Consider the following 18,553-nt stretch of genomic DNA (forward strand, 5'->3'; position numbering starts at 1 on the left):
ACTCTTGAATCACCAAACTCTTCACACAAAACTAATGTTAAGCAGTACATAACAAACAAAGAAAGAAAAGTTTCCTTACTCTTGAATCACCAAACACCTCACACAAAATAAAAAAAGCCCTTCCCTTCTATACAAAAGGAAGAACTTCACACTCTAATCCGATCCCTAAAACACTCAGCCAACAGTACCCGCAGCCATCGCACGATGTCTTTGCTCCCGCTTAGATTGCTGAATGATTTTTAACGCTCGTTTTCTTGTTTTGCGATTTGTACACTTCAATCGTCTCCGTGCACTTGAAAGATCTTGTTTTTCCATCAAATCACCTCATTACTAGTATTTATTAGTTACTGTTACCAACTTGCTTTATGCACGCCAGGAATTTTTCCTTGATGTGCTAAGGTTCTAAAATTGATTCGTGACATGCCAAATTTACGCATATATGCTCTTGGTCGTCCATCGATCAAATCACGATTTTTTAAGCGATTCGGGTTAGAATCTTTTGGCAATTTTGCCAATGCTTCGTAATCGTTATTTGCCTTTAATTCCATGCGTAGTTCCGCATATTTTTCGATCAAGTCTTGTTGTCGTTTTGCTTTGGCAATTTTTGATTTTTTAGCCATATTTTCTTTTCACCCTTCCTAAATCGTAATGATTACTTTTTGAGAGTAATAAGAATAACATTAACTAACAGAAAATACAAGTTTTTATTATTAAAAAAAGCCCTAAATTTTGGGCTTTTATACTATATTTCAAAAAAATTCTTCTGATATTTTAAAGGTGATATGCCAACCTGTTCTTTAAAAACATGGTGAAACGTCTTCACACTAGCAAATCCTGATTTTTCAGCTACCTCGATCATGGGTACTTTTTCATTTGCCAAAATAAACTTGGCTTGATTAATTCGATATTCCGTCAAAAAGCTCATAAAGGTCGTACCAGTATTCGCTTTGAAAAAGCGGGTGAAGTAATAGGAGCTAAAACCACTATACTTGGCAATTTCTTCTAGTGTTATCGATTCTTCATAATGATTTTCAACATACGTAAAGATCCGATCTAACTGCTCTAAATTTCCTTTGTAGTTAATTGTCGATGACTTAGCACCCTTTTTTACTTTTACCTGAGTTTGAGGTAACCTTCTGTAAAAGGTTGTAATCAGTTGAAATAGTAAATGAAACAATGCATAGTTTTTCCCTGGAGCATCTTTTTCAACTTCCTCGAATAACTGCTGCAATAGTTTTTTCATCTCCACTATTAATGACTTCGACCATTTTGAACTATGCTTTTCTCCAGTTTCAAATAGTTCGATCAAGGAACAATCCTTTGCTGATTTTACGTTTTTTTCATCAAATAAACTCAAGTCAAACTGATAAACAATTCGTTCACTATCTGGCGAAGCTAGAAAATAATGGGGTTCTCCACTGGCAAAAAAATAAATTTCCCCTTCTGAAACGGAAACAACGTCATCCCCTACACCGATGTTGACTGTTCCTCGTATTGAATAGATGATTTCAATTTCTTTATGCCAATGAGGATAAACAATTGTCATACCGTCATTGATAAAAGCTCTAAATAGGAGATTTCCTTCAAACTCTGGTCGTTCTAGGTATACGCTCATCTTTTGCCTCCAAGAATTTCTCTTCTCTTTTACTTTATCAAATTTTTGGTTTTTTACAACTGATTTTATTGAAAAAAACAATCCCTACTGAGTAGCAGATTGCCTTTTCCAAGTTCATTTTATCTGTTCATCCATGGTGTTGCTGTTTCTTTCAAGACACGATTTAATGATTCGATGTTCTCTTTCCCAACAGTTCTCATCCATTGCTCCGCTGCTATTTTTCCTTCTTGCGCAAACGGTATCACCCCATCTTTCCATGTTGCTCGACCGCATAATACGCCATTAAACGTTGAACCAGCCTCTTTTGCAAAGTACAACGTTTCTTGAAAACGTTTACTGCTAACACCTGCACTTAGAAAAATAAATGGCAGATTCGTTGCCTCACTTTGTTCTTTAAATAATTGCTTTGCTTCTTCTTTTGAAAAACAAACGTCTGAACCAAAACCTTCTACAAACGCCATATTCACAGGTACCTCTACTTTTAAAACATCCACATTATAGCGTGGTTTACTAAATTCTTTCATCATTTCAATGACTTTGTGCGGTTTGATTTTGGCATATTCTTTGCTTGATACATCCGTTATTTTTGCATCATAGGATACTAATTCTAAGAAAAATGGCAAACCTTCTGCATCACATTCCGAACCGATTCGTTCCATAAAAACTTGTTTTTGTTCATTGATCTCGCTTGGCTCATCTACATCATAATACAATAAAAATTTAACAGCATCTGCCTTAGCTTCTTTCAACCGTTTAACTGACCAATTACTTAATAGATCAGGCAAACGTCCCGGTTCACTAGCGTCATACCCTGTTTTTTCATAGGCAACCAGTAACCCTGCTTCTTGATCTCGCACTTTTGCTGCAGATAATCCGTATTCTGGATCTAAAAGAATCGCAGAAGCATAAGGTGTCAATTCACGAGAAACAATTTCTTTAAACGAGGTAATAGCCTCTTCTCCTACTTCTGTCACACTCGCTGTTTCGATCATTTTTTTTAATGAGCCTCGCTGGTCGATGGCAAGTGCTCCGATCAACCCGTCTTTGTTACTCATTCGTTTCATTGCTGCTAATTTAGATTCTGTCATTTTTTTCATAGTTTTTTACTACGCCTCCATTAATTGTTGATTTATATATTCTGCTATTTCTGTTTCTGAGTCTAGTTGTTTTATTTTTTGCTTAAACTCACTTTTCATCAATAAACGAGCCACTTTTGATAATAGTTTCAAGTGCGTCGTTCCAGCTTCTTGTTCGGGAATCAGTAAGGCTATGATCACTTCAGTAGGGATACCATCTAAACTATCCCAATCAATGGGATTCTTCGTTTTTACAATCAGCACACTTGCCTCAGTAATAGTTGGATTTTTGGCATGTGGTATGGCAAAACCGTCCATCATGCCTGTGCTTCCCTCTTTTTCACGATTATGAAAACTGGTTAGTACAGCTGAACTATCTGTGGTAAGCCGTAACTTTTGTGCAGATTCTGCTAAAAATTGTAAAGCACTCGCTTTTGTGTCCAATGCTATATTTATGAAAACGTTTGTTGCATTTACTAAAACCATTTCGCTTCAACCTCTTTCTATTGTTTAGATTGTTGCCTTTTTTTTTCAACTCTGCGTTTTTGAATCAGCCCCAGTAAAAATCCACCAACAAGTGAACCAGCTAAAATGGCTAATACCCAAAGCAACCCGTGTGTCACAACAGGTAAGACTAAGAATCCGCCATGTGGTGCAGGGACTTGAACTTTAAACATATAGGTCAAAACCGCAGCAATCGAAGAGCCTAACATCATCGTCGGCAATACTCTTAATGGATCTTTTGCTGCAAAAGGAATCGCCCCTTCTGTAATGTGAGTGGAACCTAAAATAAAGTTGACCAACCCAGCATTTTGTTCATTCGTATCAAAATACTTTCGGAAAAATAAAACAGCAAATCCTGTGATCAATGGCGGTGCAATACAGGCGGCCGAAACCCCTGCCATAAAGCTGGTATTTCCTTGTGCTAAAAGGGCTGTCCCTGTAACATACGCGGCTTTATTCACTGGGCCACCCATATCAAAGGCACACATGCATCCAACAATAACTCCTAAAACTAAAGGACTTGAGTTTTCAAAACCTGCTAGAAAATCCATCATACCTTCATTGATTGCTGACATCGGTCCTGCAATGCCATACATGATCAATCCAGTGATGGCAACACCTAAAACGGGATATAAAAAGATTGCTTTTAACCCATCTAATGATTTTGGCAAAACGTTGAATACTTTGACTAAGCCTAGAACAACATATCCAGCTAAGAAACCAGAAACGATTCCACCTAAAAATCCTGTTCCGCCATTAGTTGCCACTAATCCACCCACAAAGCCAACAACTAAACCTGGACGTTTGGCAATCCCTTCTGCAATATAGGCTGATAAAATTGGTACCATCATGCCCATTGCTAAACCACCGATTTCTTTTAAAGTTGCTGCAAATTGATTGAATTGCGTACTTTCTGGATCTGCTGAATAAATCCCCCATAAAAATGAGATAGCAATCAGCACCCCACCACTAACGACAAAAGGCAACATATGAGAAACACCGTTCATTAGATTCTTATAAATACTATGTCCGATACCTTTTCTTTCATTCTCTTTTTTCTCTAGTACAGCTACAGAAACGGATTTATCACCACCAAGAACTTTTCCTTTTCCTGCTAAAGCATCATCAATCAATTGACTAGCTTCTTTGATTCCTTTGCTGACGGAAACCTCAATCACCCGTTTTCCAGCAAATCGTTCCGCATGAACATCTTTATCTGCCGCAATAATGACCGCATCCGCTTCTTCGATTTCAGCTTGTGTTAATTCATTTTCCACACCGATTTGACCATGGGTTTCCACCTTGATCGTCACGCCTTTGGCTTTTGCAGCTTGCTCTAATGCTTCTTGTGCCATATACGTATGGGCGATCCCAGTAGGACAACCTGTTGCTGCGATCAATTGATACTTTGTCATATCAGATCTTCCCTTCTATTGTTTGAATTTGAATTTGTTTTTCTAACTCTTTGATGTCACTAAAATCAGTCAGTCCTTTTCTAAAAGCTGTTGAACTGCCAGCAGCAATACTATGTTTTAAGGTTTCATCTAATCTCTTTCCCCTCAGCAAACCACTAATGAAAGTAGCAAGTAACGTGTCGCCTGCACAAGCTGTGTTCACTACTTTTCCTGTCGGAGCATTTCCATAAATAAGATTCTCTTTATCAGCATAGAAGCAGCCTTTTCCGCCAAAGGATAGCAAGACTCGTTGTGCCCCTTGATCGATCAAACGCTGTAAGTATTCAGGACTTTCGTTTAATGAAATCTCTGTTTGGTCAAACCATCTCGCCAATTCTTCCTCATTTGGTTTTAGTAAATAAGGCTGATAGCTTAAACAATCCATTACGCTATTGTAACTACTATCTAAAATTAAGTTGACCTGATTTCTGTGAGCGATTTGACTAATTTTAACTAAAATCATTTCAGAAATCCCTTGAGGCAAACTACCTGAAACACATAGATAAGCCCCAGCTTCAATCGTTTCTATCATTCTTAATAACTCACTGATTTTTTCACTAGGAATCTTAGGTCCTTTATTGACTAGCTTATATTCTGTTTGTTCTTGATTGACTTGCGTAAAAACATTGATTCGAGTGTTCTCTGAAATATGAATAAATTCGGTTGCTATCTTTTTTTCGTAGAGAAATTCTTCAATATACCGACCTGTGAAACCACCACTAAATCCAATTGCAGTACTATCTATGTCTAATTTTTTTAGAATCAGTGATACATTTACTCCTTTCCCATTCGCTTGAATATCATCATCAAGCGTTCGATTGACAATGCTAGGCTCCATCGTTTCTGTTTCGATAAATAAATCGATTGCTAAATTCATCGTACAAGTATATAGTTGAACCATTTTGCTCCTCCTTTCTCACACTTGTATTATCGGATAGTTTACTATGTAAATGTTTTCATAATTATAATAATTACCTGAAAAACGATACAATCCTTATTTCTCTCTTATGAAAATGGTATGATAGGAAAAAGAATAGGAGCAGATTGGGGGATTTTTCATCATGGAAAAAGCATTAAGTGACTCAGAAAAGTATTTATGGAATTTTATCGACAATCATCTTGTTGATATCCCTAATTATTCCATTGTCAAATTAAGTGAAAAAGCCAATGTTTCTACCGCAACGATCGTTCGTGCCATGAAAAAGAAAGGATATGAAGGCTTTACTTCGTTTAAGCATTATCTAAAAGATCAATCAAATACGACAATCAATTTCTCTGGTGTTGAAAAAATCGATGCTGAAATCAAACGTGCGATCTTAAAAAATGAACAAGAAGTTATTCGTACAATCAATAGACTGGATAGCGGTAGTATTGAAGATGCCATTCAAAAAATCAAAGCAGCACAAAAAATCGTCATTTTTGCTCGTGGTTTTTCAGAATTGATTGCCCAAGAAATGACGGTTAAATTCCAACTTTTAGGAAAATATTGTGAGATGCATGCAGATCCCAATATCATTACGAGCATCAGTAAAAAAATGACGAAAAATGACATCGTCCTCTTGATTTCTTTAAATGGCGAAACAGCTGAGTTAGTCACCGCAGTAAAAAATTGTTTAAAAAATGAAGTCAGCACGATCACATTAACCGCTAATTCAAGCAGTTCGTTAGCACAATTATCTGAAATCGTCTTCACGGGATTTAAATCAGAAGGTTCTTATTTTCCAGAATATGAAGTTCGATCAAGATTACCACTTTCCGTTATGGCAAGAATTTTGCTTGATTCTTATGCCATCCGTACAAATTAAGACAAAAAAGGAGCGAGACAAAACAATAGTCTGCTTTGTCTCGCTCTCCAAGTTTGGATAAATACGTTTTTATCCACCTGCTTAAACTCATGGCACAATGTGTTACTTTATCTTATCTACTTTAGCTTTAATCTCCTCAGTAGAATATTGTTTGATCAGTCTCTTTACCTCCCCTTCAGCATTAAGAATACCCGTTTTTGTATAGCCTAAATTTTTAAGTGCTACAGTCAAATAATCAATAAAGTCACTCTCTTTCATCCCAACGAATAACCTCCTATTTATATTTTCCAACGATGAACATTTTTCTTAAAGCAAAAATAATTCAAAGTCAGCAACATTGTACTTCCACAGCTCCATACAAAAAGCACACTCCAAAGATTGATTTGTCCACTGCTTCTTTTCCAATTGATTTCCCCTCATTAAATAACATCTTGAACGCTTAGTTTAAAACCATGATGGCATCAGGTGACACACTGAATCTTTTGACTTTGCTCATTTCGATTTGTTTACTTCCCTTCCACCAAAGATCAAGGTCATTACATACAAACCAAGCGTTCTGTTCAAACGGAGTTTGCTGACTACTAACATAATCTACATCCAGTTGGTTGCCTTCAGCACCGTTTACCAATAAATCATGAGCTCGAATCCCGATATAACGACAAGTAACAGGCACCTCTGCTGTGACAATCATTGGCGTTTTCCACCCTTTAACTTGAACTGTATGAGCATCGATCCGTTTAATAGGAAAAATGTTTTTACAACCAGTCAAGCGAGCGGCAGCTTCAGTTTGTGGTTGCTTAAACAACTCAGTCGTTTGCCCCTTGATTAAACCTGCTTCTGTCATAATCAGGAGCTTAGGACATAGTCGATAAAGTTCATCTAGACTATGACTGACGATCAGGACATTTCCTTTAAAGTCGGCTAAATGGTTTTGTAATTCTAGTTGGAGCTCCTCTTTTAATGAGGCATCCAACGCTGAAAAAGGCTCATCCAATAACAATAATTCAGGCTGTGAGGCTAACATCCGAGCTAAAGCTACACGTTGTTTTTGTCCACCTGAAAGCTGTCTAGGGTAGCTATTTTTAACATTTTCTAAATGAAACATACATAACAACACCGTGATCAGGTTTTGATCTTTGGTCACACTGCTTAAATTTTTAAACACTGTAAAATGTGGAAAGAGCGCATACTGCTGAAACAACAGTCCTACTTTACGCTGTTGCGGTGGTAGATCGATCCTTTTTTCCTGATCAAAAAGCACTCGATCACCTAATTGAATCTTGCCTGAATCTGGCGTTTCGATTCCAGCAATGCATTTTAGAAGCATACTTTTGCCACAACCAGAAGCACCTAAGACTCCTAATGTGGTTGCTTCGATTTCAAAAGTGGCACTCAACTGATGATCACGCAATTTTTTTTGAATATCAACAAAAAGTTTCATCCATGTGTCCTCCGCGATTTTCTGCTGAATAGCTCCGTTAAAAATAAGATCAACAGACAAATAAGCACAATGATCGTCACATATTGTCGCGCTAATGACCAGTCACCTGCTGCAACCGCTGAGTATATAGCTAACGGCAACGTTCGAGTCTTTCCTGCAATATTGCCTGCTAGCATCGTTGTTGCCCCAAATTCACCTAGCCCACGAGCAAAAGCTAACACGCCTCCGGCTAAAAGCCCATTGATTGCCAAAGGAAACGCAATTTTAAAAAATATTTTTTTCTCCGAAAACCCTAACGTTTTAGCAGCAGCTAATAGATCAGGGTCAATTTGTTCAAACGCTGCGATCCCAGAACGATACATCAAAGGAAATGACACTGCAACTGCTGCAATCACTGTTGCTGCCCAAGAAAAAACTACCTTAACAGAAAAAAAATCCAATAAAAATTTACCTATTGGCTGTTGAACACCAAATATATCCAGTAAAAAGAAACCAAAAACAGTTGGTGGCAACACCAGTGGCAAGGTAAATAAACTGTTAAGCAGAATTTTAAGTCCTTGATTTTTCTGACGAAAAACAAGATAAGCAATCAAGGTTCCACTAAAAAAAGTAAAAAATATCGCTATGATCGCCGTTTGAAACGAAATAATGATTGGACTTAAATCCATCACATTCACCTACTTATTCATAATAAAACCTGTATCTTCAAAGTACTTAGCCACTTCTTTACTTTGCAAAAAGAGGATAAAGTCTTCTGCGCTTGCTTTTTCTTTCGATTTCTCAACTAAACCAATTGGGTAGATGATTGGATCATTCAGGGTATCTTCTGGTAAAACAGCTACAACTTTGACTTTATCCGTAGAAGCCGCGTCTGTAGCATAAACGAGACCAGCTTGAGCGCTTCCTTCAGCGACCCAATTTAACACTTCTGTTACATTCGTTCCAAAACTAGCATGCTCTTTGACCTCATCCCATAAACCCAACGCTTTCAAGCCTTTTTCAGCATACTGTCCTGCTGGAACACTTGCAGGGTCGCCTACTGCAACCATCTCAGCTTTTTTCAAATCACTAAACTCTTTCCAATCAACATCAGAAGAGCTTGGTACAATCATAACTAATTGATTTTGTAATAATGGAACAACACTTTTCTGATCCACTAAATTTTGTGAAACCAACGCATCCATTTGCTTAGTTGCAGCTGAAAAGAAAATATCCGCTTCTAATCCTTTTTCAATTTGTGTTTGTAATTTTCCAGAACTATCATAATTTCCTTCTACTGTCGTTCCAGGATTATTTTTCTCAAAAGCTGGTATGATTTGCTTTTCCATGACTGACTCTAAACTGGCTGCCGCTGCGATCAATAGGTGATGTTCCTCTTCTGAACTGCTAGAACTGGTTGAAATTGTTGCCTTCGTTTTTTGAGATGTACACGCGGTTAAAAATAGAAATGCTAATACCAGTAGACAAATACCCTTCACTTTGTAATGTTGTTTCATAATTTCTCCTCCTAAAAGTTAAAAGCGTATCGAGTTCTTTCAGACTTGACTGGAAAATAGGAAAATTTGATTGAGACGCTCTTTGTCTCACTCCATTTTTATCTTTTTCTCGAAACCTTCAATCCTTGGAGCTTTAGCTCTTAGGAATTGATGAGATCGAAGCAGAGCATAGTGCTAGCCTGTGCTGCTCGATAACTAATTTATAAATAGCCACCATACCCTAAGGCGTTGATTTCTTCTTTCGTGATTGTGTCTTGCGCAATGATCCTTGGCAATAGCAAATCAAATACCGTCCGTTCAGAAAACATCACACCGCCAGGCAACCCCATAATTGTTTTTCCATCTAAATAAGCTAACAACAACATTGAACCTGGTAAAACTGGTGTACCATAAAAAACAATCTTTGCTCCTGTTTGTTTTATTGCTAGTGGCGTGCGGTCATCTGGATCAACACTCATACCTCCAGTGCAAAAAATGAGCTCCGCTCCAGCTGCCAGCATCTTTTCAATCGCTTTTGTGATCTGTTGTGGATCATCATTGACAATTTCGTGAAAAGCAATCGTAGCATTTGGATAGTGAGATAATTTCTCCTTAACAACAGGGGTAAAAGAATCTTTGATCAATCCTTTGAATACTTCACTGCCCGTCGTCACGATTCCTACCTTTACTGGCTTAAAAGGGATTAAAGTTAAGATTTCTTTATGACCAATCAATTTTTCAGCTTGAAGCAAGTTTTCTGGTTCAATTTCTAACGGAATGATCCGTGTTCCTGCTACTTTTTGTCCAGCCTTAACCTTTTGATTATTTTTCAGTGTTGCAACTGCAACTTTTTCAATCGAGTTTAAGGCAAACAACCTGTCTTGATCGACTTTCAATAAGCCGTCTACTTCAGCTACTACTTCGATTTTCCCTTCTGAAATCGGTGTTGGTCGCATCTGTTCTCCAGCAATCAAATGATATAAAAAATCAGCTGCATCATTTTCGTGGATCAAGTTTGATTCATCTGATTTTAAAAATAAGTGCTCTTTTCCTAATGCCAGCAACACGGGAATATCTTCTTGTTTAACTTGATAGCCTTTTGAAAAAAGAGCTCCTTTAAACTCACCTTTTACGATTTTGGTAATATCCTGATACAAAATCAACCCTACTGCATCGACTGTCTTTACAACTTTCATCCTTGTTTCCTCCGCTTAATGCTCTGTTTTTCGATCGGTTAAAATATCTAAGGCATGAGGTAAAATCGGTAGTAAGTAACTTAGATTTTCAGTCACCCCTTTAGGACTTCCTGGTAAATTGATGATCAAAGTTTTCCCCCGCTGTACCGCAACACCTCGGCTCAACATGGCAAAGGGCGTTTTTTGAATACTTTTCATGCGCATTCCTTCACTAATACCTGGAATCTCTTTTTCTCCAATACTTAAGGTTGCTTCTGGTGTGATGTCTCGGACACCTAGACCAGTACCACCAGTCGTTAAGATCAAGTCGCAAGTTCTACACCATTCAATCAATAATGAGCTAAGCTCACGCACTTCATCTGGTAATATAGTTTGATTCACCAGTTCAAATTGATCTTGGATCAGCTCTTTTATGATCCGACCAGATTCATCTTCTCGTAGTCCCTGAGCCCCTTTATCACTTAATGTAATGATCCCTACTTTATACAACTTCTAGTTGATCTCCTTTTTTGATATGACCTTCTGCTACGACAACAGCAAAAATACCTTCTCTAGGCATAATACAATCGCCCACTCGTGCATAGATTTGACAATGTTTATGGCATTCTTTCCCAATTTGCGTCACGACTAATTCCGCCTGACCAATCCGAATTTGACTGCCAACAGGTAATACACGCAGGTCAATTCCTGATACAATAATATTTTCGCCAAAAGCACCATTGCCTACACGAGCTCCCCGCTCATTAAACTCGGTGATTTTTTCAAAAGATAACAAGCTGACTTGGCGATGCCAATTGCCGCCATGCGCATCATTTTCTAACCCAAAACCTTTGATTAAATCGACTTCTGGAATTTCTTTTTTCTGTGTCCCCCGTCGTTCACTAATATTGATCCCAATAATTTCTCCTACTGCCATACTCTTTACCCTCCAATTTGTGACATTAACCGAGAATCGCCCTGACTCTCTAAAAAATGATGTTTCGCAGGTTTACGTTGAATTGCTGAAAAAACCTGTTTTAACAGTAATTCTTCATCTTCTGCCTGCAAAGCGCCTTTTAAATCACAGCCATCGTCCATATGCAAGCAGGTTTTCAAACAGCCATCTGCTGTAATCCGGATTCGATCACATTCAGCACAAAAACAATGACCTAACGCGCTAATAAAGCCAATTTTCCCTTTAAAATCTGGTAATGAAAAATAACTAGCTGGTCCATTTCCTAAACGCTGTTCAAAGGGTCTCAGCTGGCCATAGTTTGATTCTAGTATAGAAAAGAGCTCTTCTTGTGTCTTTCCAGGACAGCCTTTGCCTAAACCGATCGGCATCAACTCAATAAAACGTACATGGATGGGGTTCATTTTAGCAAATGCTGCAATTTCGCAAATAGCCTCTTCTGTCAGCTCTCCTCTGGCAACTGTATTCACTTTAATATTCGGTAAACCTACCTCGATGGCTTTTTCCAAACCAGTTAATACTCGTTTTAACTCCCCTACTCGGGTAATTGCACGAAATTCGTCTGGATCTAATGTATCAATACTAATATTAAGTCCATCTAAATTCGCCTCTTTTAAAGCCTCAGCATATCTTTCCAACTGAATACCATTGGTTGTTAAGGTCACTTTTTCAATACCGTTGATAGCTTTTATCGACTTGATCAATGCGACAGTATCCCTGCGAGTCAAGGGTTCACCACCTGTGATTTTAACTTTTTTAATTCCTTGTTTAGCTAAACTCTTGATCAAAAATACTAGGTTATCAAAACTTAAAACCTCATTTTTTTTTAGAAAACACATTCCTGTTGCCGGCATACAGTACGTACACCTAAGATCACAACGATCTGTCACAGATAGCCGCACATAATCAATTTCACGATTAAAAGAATCCTTCATTTTAAGTCCGCCTTCCTACAACCTTATTCGTTGATCTCCTGATTTGTTGAAATAAAATGTCCGCTATTACCACCTGATTTTTCTAGTAAACAGACATTCATGATCTTCATCTCATGATCCATTGCCTTGCACATATCATAAATCGTTAGCAGGGCAATATTAGCGCCAGTCAAGGCTTCCATCTCAACACCTGTAACCCCCACTGTTTTTGTTAAACAACGAACGGATAAAATTTGAGCTGTCTTCCAGCTAAAATCGACCTCACATTTCGTTAAGGCTAAGACATGACAAAGTGGAATTAATTCAAATGTTTTTTTTGCCGCCATAATCCCTGCCACTCTAGCCACTTGCAGCACTTCACCTTTTTTTATCGTCTGATTTTTGATCCCTGATGCAACCTCTTGATTCATATGAATCTCTCCGTAAGCGACTGCGGTTCTTTCTGTTGCTGCTTTTTTTGAAACATCGACCATCCGAGCTTGTCCTTGTTCATTGATATGAGTAAATTGTAAAGTTTCTTTCATCTAAACACCTCGTAAAACGCTTTCATCATTCACTAAATTGTTAGTAGCGTTCGCTATCTTTTCCTTAAGTTTAGCACTCTGGCTAAAAAAAAACAATCTGATATAAATAAATTTTTTTAGCCCCAAAAACAAAGAGTGTGGGACAAAACTCTTTGATTCATGTCCCAGTCACTCAAAGTCCAAATAAACAGTGTGAAAAAATCAGGATCTTCAGCAATAAGCCAGCATGCACAAAAATTTGAAGAACAATTTTCATGAATGCTGGCTTATTGCTGTAAAACACAGCGAGGTACGGGCTGATGTTACACAGTACCTCCTTGTCATAACTAAATTGTTAAAATTTCCAATAATAAACTGTTACATAGTCTCCTTTTTTCAATAGCTTTTTAGCTGGTTGATCGATCATACAATTGGTTTCAAGAGTATTATGAAATACTGAAGAATAATGTAATTTTGCATTTAAAGACACCATACCATTTTCTTCATACGCCCGAATAAAGCGGCGAATATTAGAAGGCGTTAACTCTTCTAGTAATTGAACTTGACGTTGTTCTAGCTTTAACTCAGAGCAGTTTAAAAAATGAGCCAGCGCTGACCAATAAAATAGATGCAAATTGACCACAGCCGCAAAAGGATTGCCAGACAAGTTTAAAAGTAGTTTGTTTTGATAGCTACTTGCCATCATTGGTGTTCCTGGTTTCATATTTACAAAATGAAAGAGCGTCTCTCCACCTAAAGATTCGATAACTTGAGGAACATAGTCCTTTTCCCCCACTGAAACACCGCCTGTCGTGATCAATAGATCCACATCTGCCACTCTTTCACGAATGATCTCAGCAATCTCTTTAGGATCATCTGAACAATGCTCTTTGAAGATTATTTGACTGCCACTAGATTGAATGAACGAAGCTAGCGTATATAGATTGCTGTCATAGATTTTGCCTGAAGTGAGTGTTGCCCCTAAAGAAACTAACTCACTCCCAGTCGCTAAAATTCCGACTTTCATTGGCGCTAAGACTTGAATCATTTCAATTCCTTGGGCTGCTAAGATACCAACTACACGGCTATTGATCAATTGATATTTTGAAAAAATCTTTTGTTCAAGCCTCACATCTTCACCCACAACACCATAATTACGCCCCGCTTTGATTTCTCGGTAGATTTTGACCTCTGTTTGGCCATAATCGGTCCATTCTTGTTTGATCACCGCATCAAAAGGGGCTGGAATCGGTGCTCCTGTCATGATTCTAACAGCAGAACCAGATTCATTTACTCGATCTGGCTCTGAATCTCCAGCAAAAATCGAGTTACTGACGTTTAAACAAATTGGTTTTTCTAAACTTGCACCTTGTGTTTCTTCAGCAATAACGGCATAACCATCCATACCAGCTCTAGGAAAATGTGGTACAGCGATTTTAGCAAAGATATCTTCTGCGCAGACTCGTCCAACAGCTTTTAAAATAGAAACATGCTCCACTGCTTTTTGCTGAGCGAAAAATTGGTTGATTTTTATTCTTGCTGCTTCGACTTCAATCATTGAAACAACTCCCTTTTACCTGACAGGTGTAATATCAACAGCACATACTTTATATTCAGGAATGATTGCGATATCATCAAATTCAGCATTGGTCAATTCATTGACGTTTCCATCTGGAAAATGGAAAGTCATAAAGACTTCTTGTGGAAAAACGCGGTTTCCAACAGCCGCATAGGTTTCAATGGTTCCCCTTCTGGATTTCACGTTGACTTTGTCGCCTTCTTTGATGCCTAAACGCTTGGCATCCACTGTGTTGATTTCAATATAGGAACGATTCGCAAGCTGATTGATTCCTTCCGTTCGACCTGTCATTGCCCGGGTGTTGTAATGATAAAGCATTCGGCCTGTTGACATTAGATAAGGATAACTTTCATCAGGTAGTTCTCTAGATTTTTTATAGGGAATTGCCATAAATAATCCCTTACCTCGGGTAAACTCGCCAACATGCATGATTGGTGTACCTGGATCTTCTGGTGTGCGACAAGGCCACTGCAAACCACCGGTTACTTCTAATCGGTCATAATTGATTCCGCCAAAAGTTGGTGTAAGACTAGCAATTTCATCCATGATTTCTTTAGCCGAGTCATAATGGCTTGGGTAGCCAAGTCGGGTCATCACATCGCAGAAAATCGCATAATCTTCTCTCGCTTCACCTTTCGGTTCAACTGCTTTACGCACTCGTTGAACACGTCTTTCAGTATTCGTGAAGGTTCCATCTTTCTCAGCATAACTAATTCCTGGAAGCACTACATCTGCGTATGCCGCCGTTTCCGTCATAAATAATTCTTGGACAACAAAAAATTCTAAATTCTCTAGTGCTTTCCGTACATGAGTGGTATCAGGATCGGTTACGATTGGATCTTCGCCAAAAATATACAACCCTTTGATTTTTCCTTCTGTCGCAGCCGGTAAGACTTGGGTCGAGGTCAGCCCAACATTTTTATTTAAGTTAACTCCCCATGCTTTTTCAAATTTCGCCATTACTTCTGGATTGGCAACTTTTTGATATCCTGGAAAATCATACGGCATACATCCCATATCACAGGCTCCTTGAACATTGTTTTGCCCGCGCAAAGGATTAACGCCACAACCTGGCTTCCCGATTTTTCCAACGAGCATTGCCATATTCGACATGCTCATAACCCCTTCAGTTCCAGTAGAGTGTTCGGTCACACCTAAACAATAAATGATTGGCGCTTTTTCTGCTTTCGCATATAATCTAGCCGCTTTGATCAAGTCATCTGCTTCGATATGGCAAATTTCTGCAACTTTTTCAGGTGTATACTCAGCAACAAGTTGTTCCAGCGCTTCAAAGCCTTCTGTCTTTTCTTTGATAAAGGCCTGATCAGCCAGACCTTCTTTTAAAATCACATGCATCATGCCATTGGCGAAAGCTACATTGGTTCCAGCTTGAATTTGTAAATGAAGTTCACAATTTTTGACTAAATCGATTTTACGAGGATCGACCACGATCACTTTTGCTCCGCGCTGCATCGCTTGACGAATTTGTGAACCAATCACTGGATGAGCTTCTTCTGGATTTGAACCAACTAATAAAATCACCTCAACATCTGTCGTAATATCTGCAATTGGATTTGTCATTGCACCTGATCCTAATGTGTGGGCCAAACCATGGACAGAAGCAGAGTGACAAACCCGGGCACAATTATCCACACTATTCGTACCGAAAGCCGCCCGCATCATTTTTTGGAAAACATAATTATCTTCGTTGATCGACCGTGAACACGAAAAACCAGCTAAAGAATCTGGACCATGATCGGCCTTCAATTGATTAAATTTGTCCGCAACTAAACTCAATGCTTCATCCCAGGTTGCTGGTTCAAAAACACCATTACGTTTAATCAACGGCTCCGTTAAACGATCACCAGAACCTACAAATTTATACGAAGCAAACTTACCTTTCACACATAAAAGATTTTTATTTGCAGCGCCATTGATTGGTTCAACACCAACTAATTTATTTCCTTTCACCACAAGATTCATTTGGCAACCAGTCCCACAATGCGGACAAGTGGTCGGAATTTTTTTTGTCTCCCACTCCCGATAAGTTTTATGATCTTTACTCACTAAGGCACCTGTTGGACAAGCTGAAACGCAATTTCCACAAGACTCACAAAGTGACTGATCAAAAGCAGCTCCGTAACTAGGGGTCATTTTCGTATCAAAACCGCGTTTAGCAATGCTAATGACATCTCGTCCTTGGCGTAACTGACAGACCTTAGAACAACGCCTACACATAATACACTTTTCTGGATCATAATCAAAAAATGGATTACTCGTATCTTCTTGATGACAAGGCATTCGTTTACCATCCGTGAAGCTCGTATCATCGATGCCATAATCCAAACAATAATCTTGTAACTTGCAGTCCCCATTTTTCCCACAAGAAAAACAGTCTAATTTATGATTACTCAACAATAGATCTAAAACAAAGCGGCGGGAATCATTAACTCTTGGAGAGTTTGTGTGAACCACCATGCCATCTTGGCAATGAGCAGTACAAGCAGTGGTCAACCCACCTTTTCGGCCACCCTCGACTTCAATTGTACACATCCGACATGAACCATCTGGCGCTAATTCCTTCAAATGGCACAGTGTAGGGATTTCTATATTCAACATTGATGCCGCTTCTAATACAGTTATTCCTTTTGGTACAGTAATCTGCTGATCATCGATCGACATCGTAATGGTTGCTGTTTTTAATTTTGTTTCCATCTTACCAAAGCCCCCCTTTTACTGGTGTAACTGCTTCACGGATACCAGCCTCAAATTCCTCTGGAAAATAAGCTAAACCGCTTTTCATCGGATTGGCAACAGACTGACCTAATCCACACGCGGAAAGGTTCGTCACATGCATCAACATTTTTTCAAGTCGTTCAAGATCACCAACAACAGCCGTTTGGTTATTGAATTTTGTCAGAAGCTCCAAAATTCGTGTTGTGCCTAAGCGACAAGGTGTACATTTACCACAAGATTCGTGTGCAAAAAAGGCAGCGACCTGCACTAAATAATCAACGATGCTCACCTGATCATCCATCACAACGATCGCACCAGAACCAATTGATAAATCCTTATCCCACAATCCTTCATAGGAATAGATACAATCCTCAAGATTTTGAACTGCCCCAATCGGTCCAGATTGGCCACCAAAATGAATAAATTTCAACGGTCGGCCTGTTGAAGAACCACCACCGTATTCTTCAGAATAAAGAATATCTTGCAGCGACGTGCCAAGATTTACTTCATATAAACCGCGATTTTTGATATGACCAGACAAACAAATCAGTTTAGTGCCGCCACCATCTTCGGTTCCAAGATCACGATAAGCTTGCCCTCCTTCACGTAAAATCACAGGAATCCCTGCAAATGATTCAACATTATTCACTAGCGTTGGCTGCAGATATAAACCAACATCTGCTAAATGGGGCGGTTTAACTCTTGGTCGACCCGTTTTGCCTTCAATCGAATTTAAAAGAGCTGAATTTTCTCCACAGACATACGCTCCAGCACCTGAAATAATCGTGATATTATAGTTAAAACCTGGAATTCCTAAAATATTTTCTCCCAAAAAACCAGCTTTTTCAGCATTATCCAAGGCTTCTTGAAAAATTTTCTGAATGCCTAAATATTCCCCCCGCATATAGATATACCCTGCTTTAGCGGAAAAGAGATAGCCAGCGATCACCATGCCCTCAATGACACTCAAAGGATCATGTTTTAATAACGCTTTATCCTTAAACGTTCCAGGTTCCCCTTCATCGGCATTACAGACAATGTATTTTGTATCGCCTTTGGCCCCATATAAATGTCGCCATTTTTTTCCTAATGGAAACGCCGCTCCACCGCGTCCGCGTAAATGCGCTAAATCTAGTTCATCCAAAATAGCCTCTTTATCCATTTCAATTGCCTTTAACAACCCTGAAAATCCTTGGTATTCTTGATATTCACCAACATTTGTCGCCTGCCTCATCTTATTAACACGTTCTAATAATACCGGTTGATTTCGTTTGATCATTTT

General features: G+C 38.7%; 20 protein-coding genes. 1 reads left to right on the plus strand and 19 read right to left on the minus strand.

The window, feature by feature from the left end; genetic code table 11:
* Positions 1-174: 174 nt before the first annotated feature.
* From A5819_RS19125 to pfkB, 7 genes are all read right to left on the minus strand, one after another.
* A complete protein-coding gene (locus A5819_RS19125; RefSeq protein ID WP_176271332.1) occupies positions 175-315 on the minus strand; it encodes a putative metal homeostasis protein in 141 nt (46 codons plus the stop codon).
* Between the two features lie 35 nt (positions 316-350).
* Positions 351-620, minus strand: a complete 270-nt coding sequence (rpsN, locus tag A5819_RS01135; RefSeq protein ID WP_086280857.1) for a 30S ribosomal protein S14 — start codon at positions 618-620, stop codon at positions 351-353.
* 122 nt (positions 621-742) lie between these two features.
* Positions 743-1,615: an AraC family transcriptional regulator gene (locus A5819_RS01140; protein WP_086280854.1), complete on the minus strand. Its 873-nt coding sequence runs from the start codon at positions 1,613-1,615 to the stop codon at positions 743-745.
* A 119-nt stretch (positions 1,616-1,734) separates the two neighbouring features.
* Positions 1,735-2,712, minus strand: a complete 978-nt coding sequence (gene lacD, locus A5819_RS01145; RefSeq protein ID WP_086280851.1) for a tagatose-bisphosphate aldolase — start codon at positions 2,710-2,712, stop codon at positions 1,735-1,737.
* A 9-nt stretch (positions 2,713-2,721) separates the two neighbouring features.
* On the minus strand, positions 2,722-3,177 hold the full coding sequence (locus A5819_RS01150; RefSeq protein ID WP_086280848.1) for a PTS sugar transporter subunit IIA: 456 nt from the start codon (positions 3,175-3,177) through the stop codon (positions 2,722-2,724).
* A 17-nt stretch (positions 3,178-3,194) separates the two neighbouring features.
* Complete coding sequence (locus tag A5819_RS01155; protein WP_086280845.1) at positions 3,195-4,610, minus strand: PTS fructose transporter subunit IIC; 1,416 nt, start codon at positions 4,608-4,610, stop codon at positions 3,195-3,197.
* 1 nt (position 4,611) lies between these two features.
* On the minus strand, positions 4,612-5,550 hold the full coding sequence (pfkB, locus tag A5819_RS01160) for a 1-phosphofructokinase (protein ID WP_086280842.1): 939 nt from the start codon (positions 5,548-5,550) through the stop codon (positions 4,612-4,614).
* A gap of 160 nt (positions 5,551-5,710) precedes the next feature.
* Between pfkB and A5819_RS01165 the strand changes: the two genes are divergently transcribed.
* Positions 5,711-6,454, plus strand: coding sequence for a MurR/RpiR family transcriptional regulator (locus A5819_RS01165; protein WP_086280840.1), 744 nt, complete (start codon positions 5,711-5,713; stop codon positions 6,452-6,454).
* A 102-nt stretch (positions 6,455-6,556) separates the two neighbouring features.
* Here A5819_RS01165 and A5819_RS19130 read toward each other — a convergent pair whose 3' ends face one another.
* The 12 genes from A5819_RS19130 to A5819_RS01220 all read right to left on the minus strand — a co-directional run bounded on the left by A5819_RS19130 (position 6,557) and on the right by A5819_RS01220 (position 18,550).
* Positions 6,557-6,712, minus strand: a complete 156-nt coding sequence (locus A5819_RS19130) for a hypothetical protein (protein WP_176271333.1) — start codon at positions 6,710-6,712, stop codon at positions 6,557-6,559.
* A 181-nt stretch (positions 6,713-6,893) separates the two neighbouring features.
* Positions 6,894-7,895 carry a sulfate/molybdate ABC transporter ATP-binding protein gene (locus tag A5819_RS01170; RefSeq protein WP_086280838.1) on the minus strand — a complete coding sequence of 334 codons (1,002 nt, stop codon included), beginning with the start codon at positions 7,893-7,895 and terminating at the stop codon, positions 6,894-6,896.
* Positions 7,892-8,563 carry a molybdate ABC transporter permease subunit gene (modB, locus tag A5819_RS01175; RefSeq protein WP_086280834.1) on the minus strand — a complete coding sequence of 224 codons (672 nt, stop codon included), beginning with the start codon at positions 8,561-8,563 and terminating at the stop codon, positions 7,892-7,894. Before modB ends, A5819_RS01170 begins: the two co-directional genes overlap by 4 nt.
* 9 nt (positions 8,564-8,572) lie before the next feature.
* A complete protein-coding gene (modA, locus tag A5819_RS01180; RefSeq protein WP_086280830.1) occupies positions 8,573-9,391 on the minus strand; it encodes a molybdate ABC transporter substrate-binding protein in 819 nt (272 codons plus the stop codon).
* Positions 9,392-9,591: 200 nt separating this feature from the next.
* Complete coding sequence (locus A5819_RS01185) at positions 9,592-10,566, minus strand: molybdopterin-binding protein (protein WP_086280827.1); 975 nt, start codon at positions 10,564-10,566, stop codon at positions 9,592-9,594.
* Positions 10,567-10,581: 15 nt separating this feature from the next.
* A complete protein-coding gene (locus A5819_RS01190) occupies positions 10,582-11,055 on the minus strand; it encodes a molybdenum cofactor biosynthesis protein B (RefSeq protein WP_086280824.1) in 474 nt (157 codons plus the stop codon).
* Positions 11,048-11,482 carry an MOSC domain-containing protein gene (locus A5819_RS01195; RefSeq protein WP_086280820.1) on the minus strand — a complete coding sequence of 145 codons (435 nt, stop codon included), beginning with the start codon at positions 11,480-11,482 and terminating at the stop codon, positions 11,048-11,050. Before A5819_RS01195 ends, A5819_RS01190 begins: the two co-directional genes overlap by 8 nt.
* Positions 11,483-11,487: 5 nt before the next feature.
* A complete protein-coding gene (gene moaA / locus A5819_RS01200) occupies positions 11,488-12,453 on the minus strand; it encodes a GTP 3',8-cyclase MoaA (protein WP_086280817.1) in 966 nt (321 codons plus the stop codon).
* A gap of 23 nt (positions 12,454-12,476) precedes the next feature.
* Positions 12,477-12,977 carry a cyclic pyranopterin monophosphate synthase MoaC gene (moaC, locus tag A5819_RS01205; RefSeq protein ID WP_086280814.1) on the minus strand — a complete coding sequence of 167 codons (501 nt, stop codon included), beginning with the start codon at positions 12,975-12,977 and terminating at the stop codon, positions 12,477-12,479.
* 334 nt (positions 12,978-13,311) lie between these two features.
* The gene (locus A5819_RS01210) at positions 13,312-14,514 is read right to left on the minus strand and encodes a molybdopterin molybdotransferase MoeA (protein WP_086280812.1); all 1,203 of its coding nucleotides are present in this window, start codon (positions 14,512-14,514) and stop codon (positions 13,312-13,314) included.
* 15 nt (positions 14,515-14,529) lie between these two features.
* A complete protein-coding gene (fdhF, locus tag A5819_RS01215; protein ID WP_086280809.1) occupies positions 14,530-17,250 on the minus strand; it encodes a formate dehydrogenase subunit alpha in 2,721 nt (906 codons plus the stop codon).
* A 1-nt stretch (position 17,251) separates the two neighbouring features.
* Positions 17,252-18,550 carry an NADH-quinone oxidoreductase subunit F gene (locus tag A5819_RS01220; RefSeq protein WP_176271334.1) on the minus strand — a complete coding sequence of 433 codons (1,299 nt, stop codon included), beginning with the start codon at positions 18,548-18,550 and terminating at the stop codon, positions 17,252-17,254.
* Between the last annotated feature and the right edge of the window lie 3 nt (positions 18,551-18,553).

Origin of the sequence: Enterococcus sp. 7E2_DIV0204, assembly GCF_002140855.1 — a bacterium.
GTDB classification, from domain to species: Bacteria; Bacillota; Bacilli; order Lactobacillales; family Enterococcaceae; genus Enterococcus_L; species Enterococcus_L lemimoniae.

Bases quoted from the DNA above. Each gene is read 5' to 3' on its own strand.
- A5819_RS19125 (WP_176271332.1), bottom strand. From the start codon at position 315: ATGGAAAAACAAGATCTTTCAAGTGCACGGAGACGATTGAAGTGTACA.
- rpsN (WP_086280857.1), bottom strand. From the start codon at position 620: ATGGCTAAAAAATCAAAAATTGCCAAAGCAAAACGACAACAAGACTTG.
- A5819_RS01140 (WP_086280854.1), bottom strand. From the start codon at position 1,615: ATGAGCGTATACCTAGAACGACCAGAGTTTGAAGGAAATCTCCTATTT.
- lacD (WP_086280851.1), bottom strand. From the start codon at position 2,712: ATGAAAAAAATGACAGAATCTAAATTAGCAGCAATGAAACGAATGAGT.
- A5819_RS01150 (WP_086280848.1), bottom strand. From the start codon at position 3,177: ATGGTTTTAGTAAATGCAACAAACGTTTTCATAAATATAGCATTGGAC.
- A5819_RS01155 (WP_086280845.1), bottom strand. From the start codon at position 4,610: ATGACAAAGTATCAATTGATCGCAGCAACAGGTTGTCCTACTGGGATC.
- pfkB (WP_086280842.1), bottom strand. From the start codon at position 5,550: ATGGTTCAACTATATACTTGTACGATGAATTTAGCAATCGATTTATTT.
- A5819_RS01165 (WP_086280840.1), top strand. From the start codon at position 5,711: ATGGAAAAAGCATTAAGTGACTCAGAAAAGTATTTATGGAATTTTATC.
- A5819_RS19130 (WP_176271333.1), bottom strand. From the start codon at position 6,712: ATGAAAGAGAGTGACTTTATTGATTATTTGACTGTAGCACTTAAAAAT.
- A5819_RS01170 (WP_086280838.1), bottom strand. From the start codon at position 7,895: ATGAAACTTTTTGTTGATATTCAAAAAAAATTGCGTGATCATCAGTTG.
- modB (WP_086280834.1), bottom strand. From the start codon at position 8,563: ATGGATTTAAGTCCAATCATTATTTCGTTTCAAACGGCGATCATAGCG.
- modA (WP_086280830.1), bottom strand. From the start codon at position 9,391: ATGAAACAACATTACAAAGTGAAGGGTATTTGTCTACTGGTATTAGCA.
- A5819_RS01185 (WP_086280827.1), bottom strand. From the start codon at position 10,566: ATGAAAGTTGTAAAGACAGTCGATGCAGTAGGGTTGATTTTGTATCAG.
- A5819_RS01195 (WP_086280820.1), bottom strand. From the start codon at position 11,482: ATGGCAGTAGGAGAAATTATTGGGATCAATATTAGTGAACGACGGGGG.
- moaA (WP_086280817.1), bottom strand. From the start codon at position 12,453: ATGAAGGATTCTTTTAATCGTGAAATTGATTATGTGCGGCTATCTGTG.
- moaC (WP_086280814.1), bottom strand. From the start codon at position 12,977: ATGAAAGAAACTTTACAATTTACTCATATCAATGAACAAGGACAAGCT.
- A5819_RS01210 (WP_086280812.1), bottom strand. From the start codon at position 14,514: ATGATTGAAGTCGAAGCAGCAAGAATAAAAATCAACCAATTTTTCGCT.
- fdhF (WP_086280809.1), bottom strand. From the start codon at position 17,250: ATGGAAACAAAATTAAAAACAGCAACCATTACGATGTCGATCGATGAT.
- A5819_RS01220 (WP_176271334.1), bottom strand. From the start codon at position 18,550: ATGATCAAACGAAATCAACCGGTATTATTAGAACGTGTTAATAAGATG.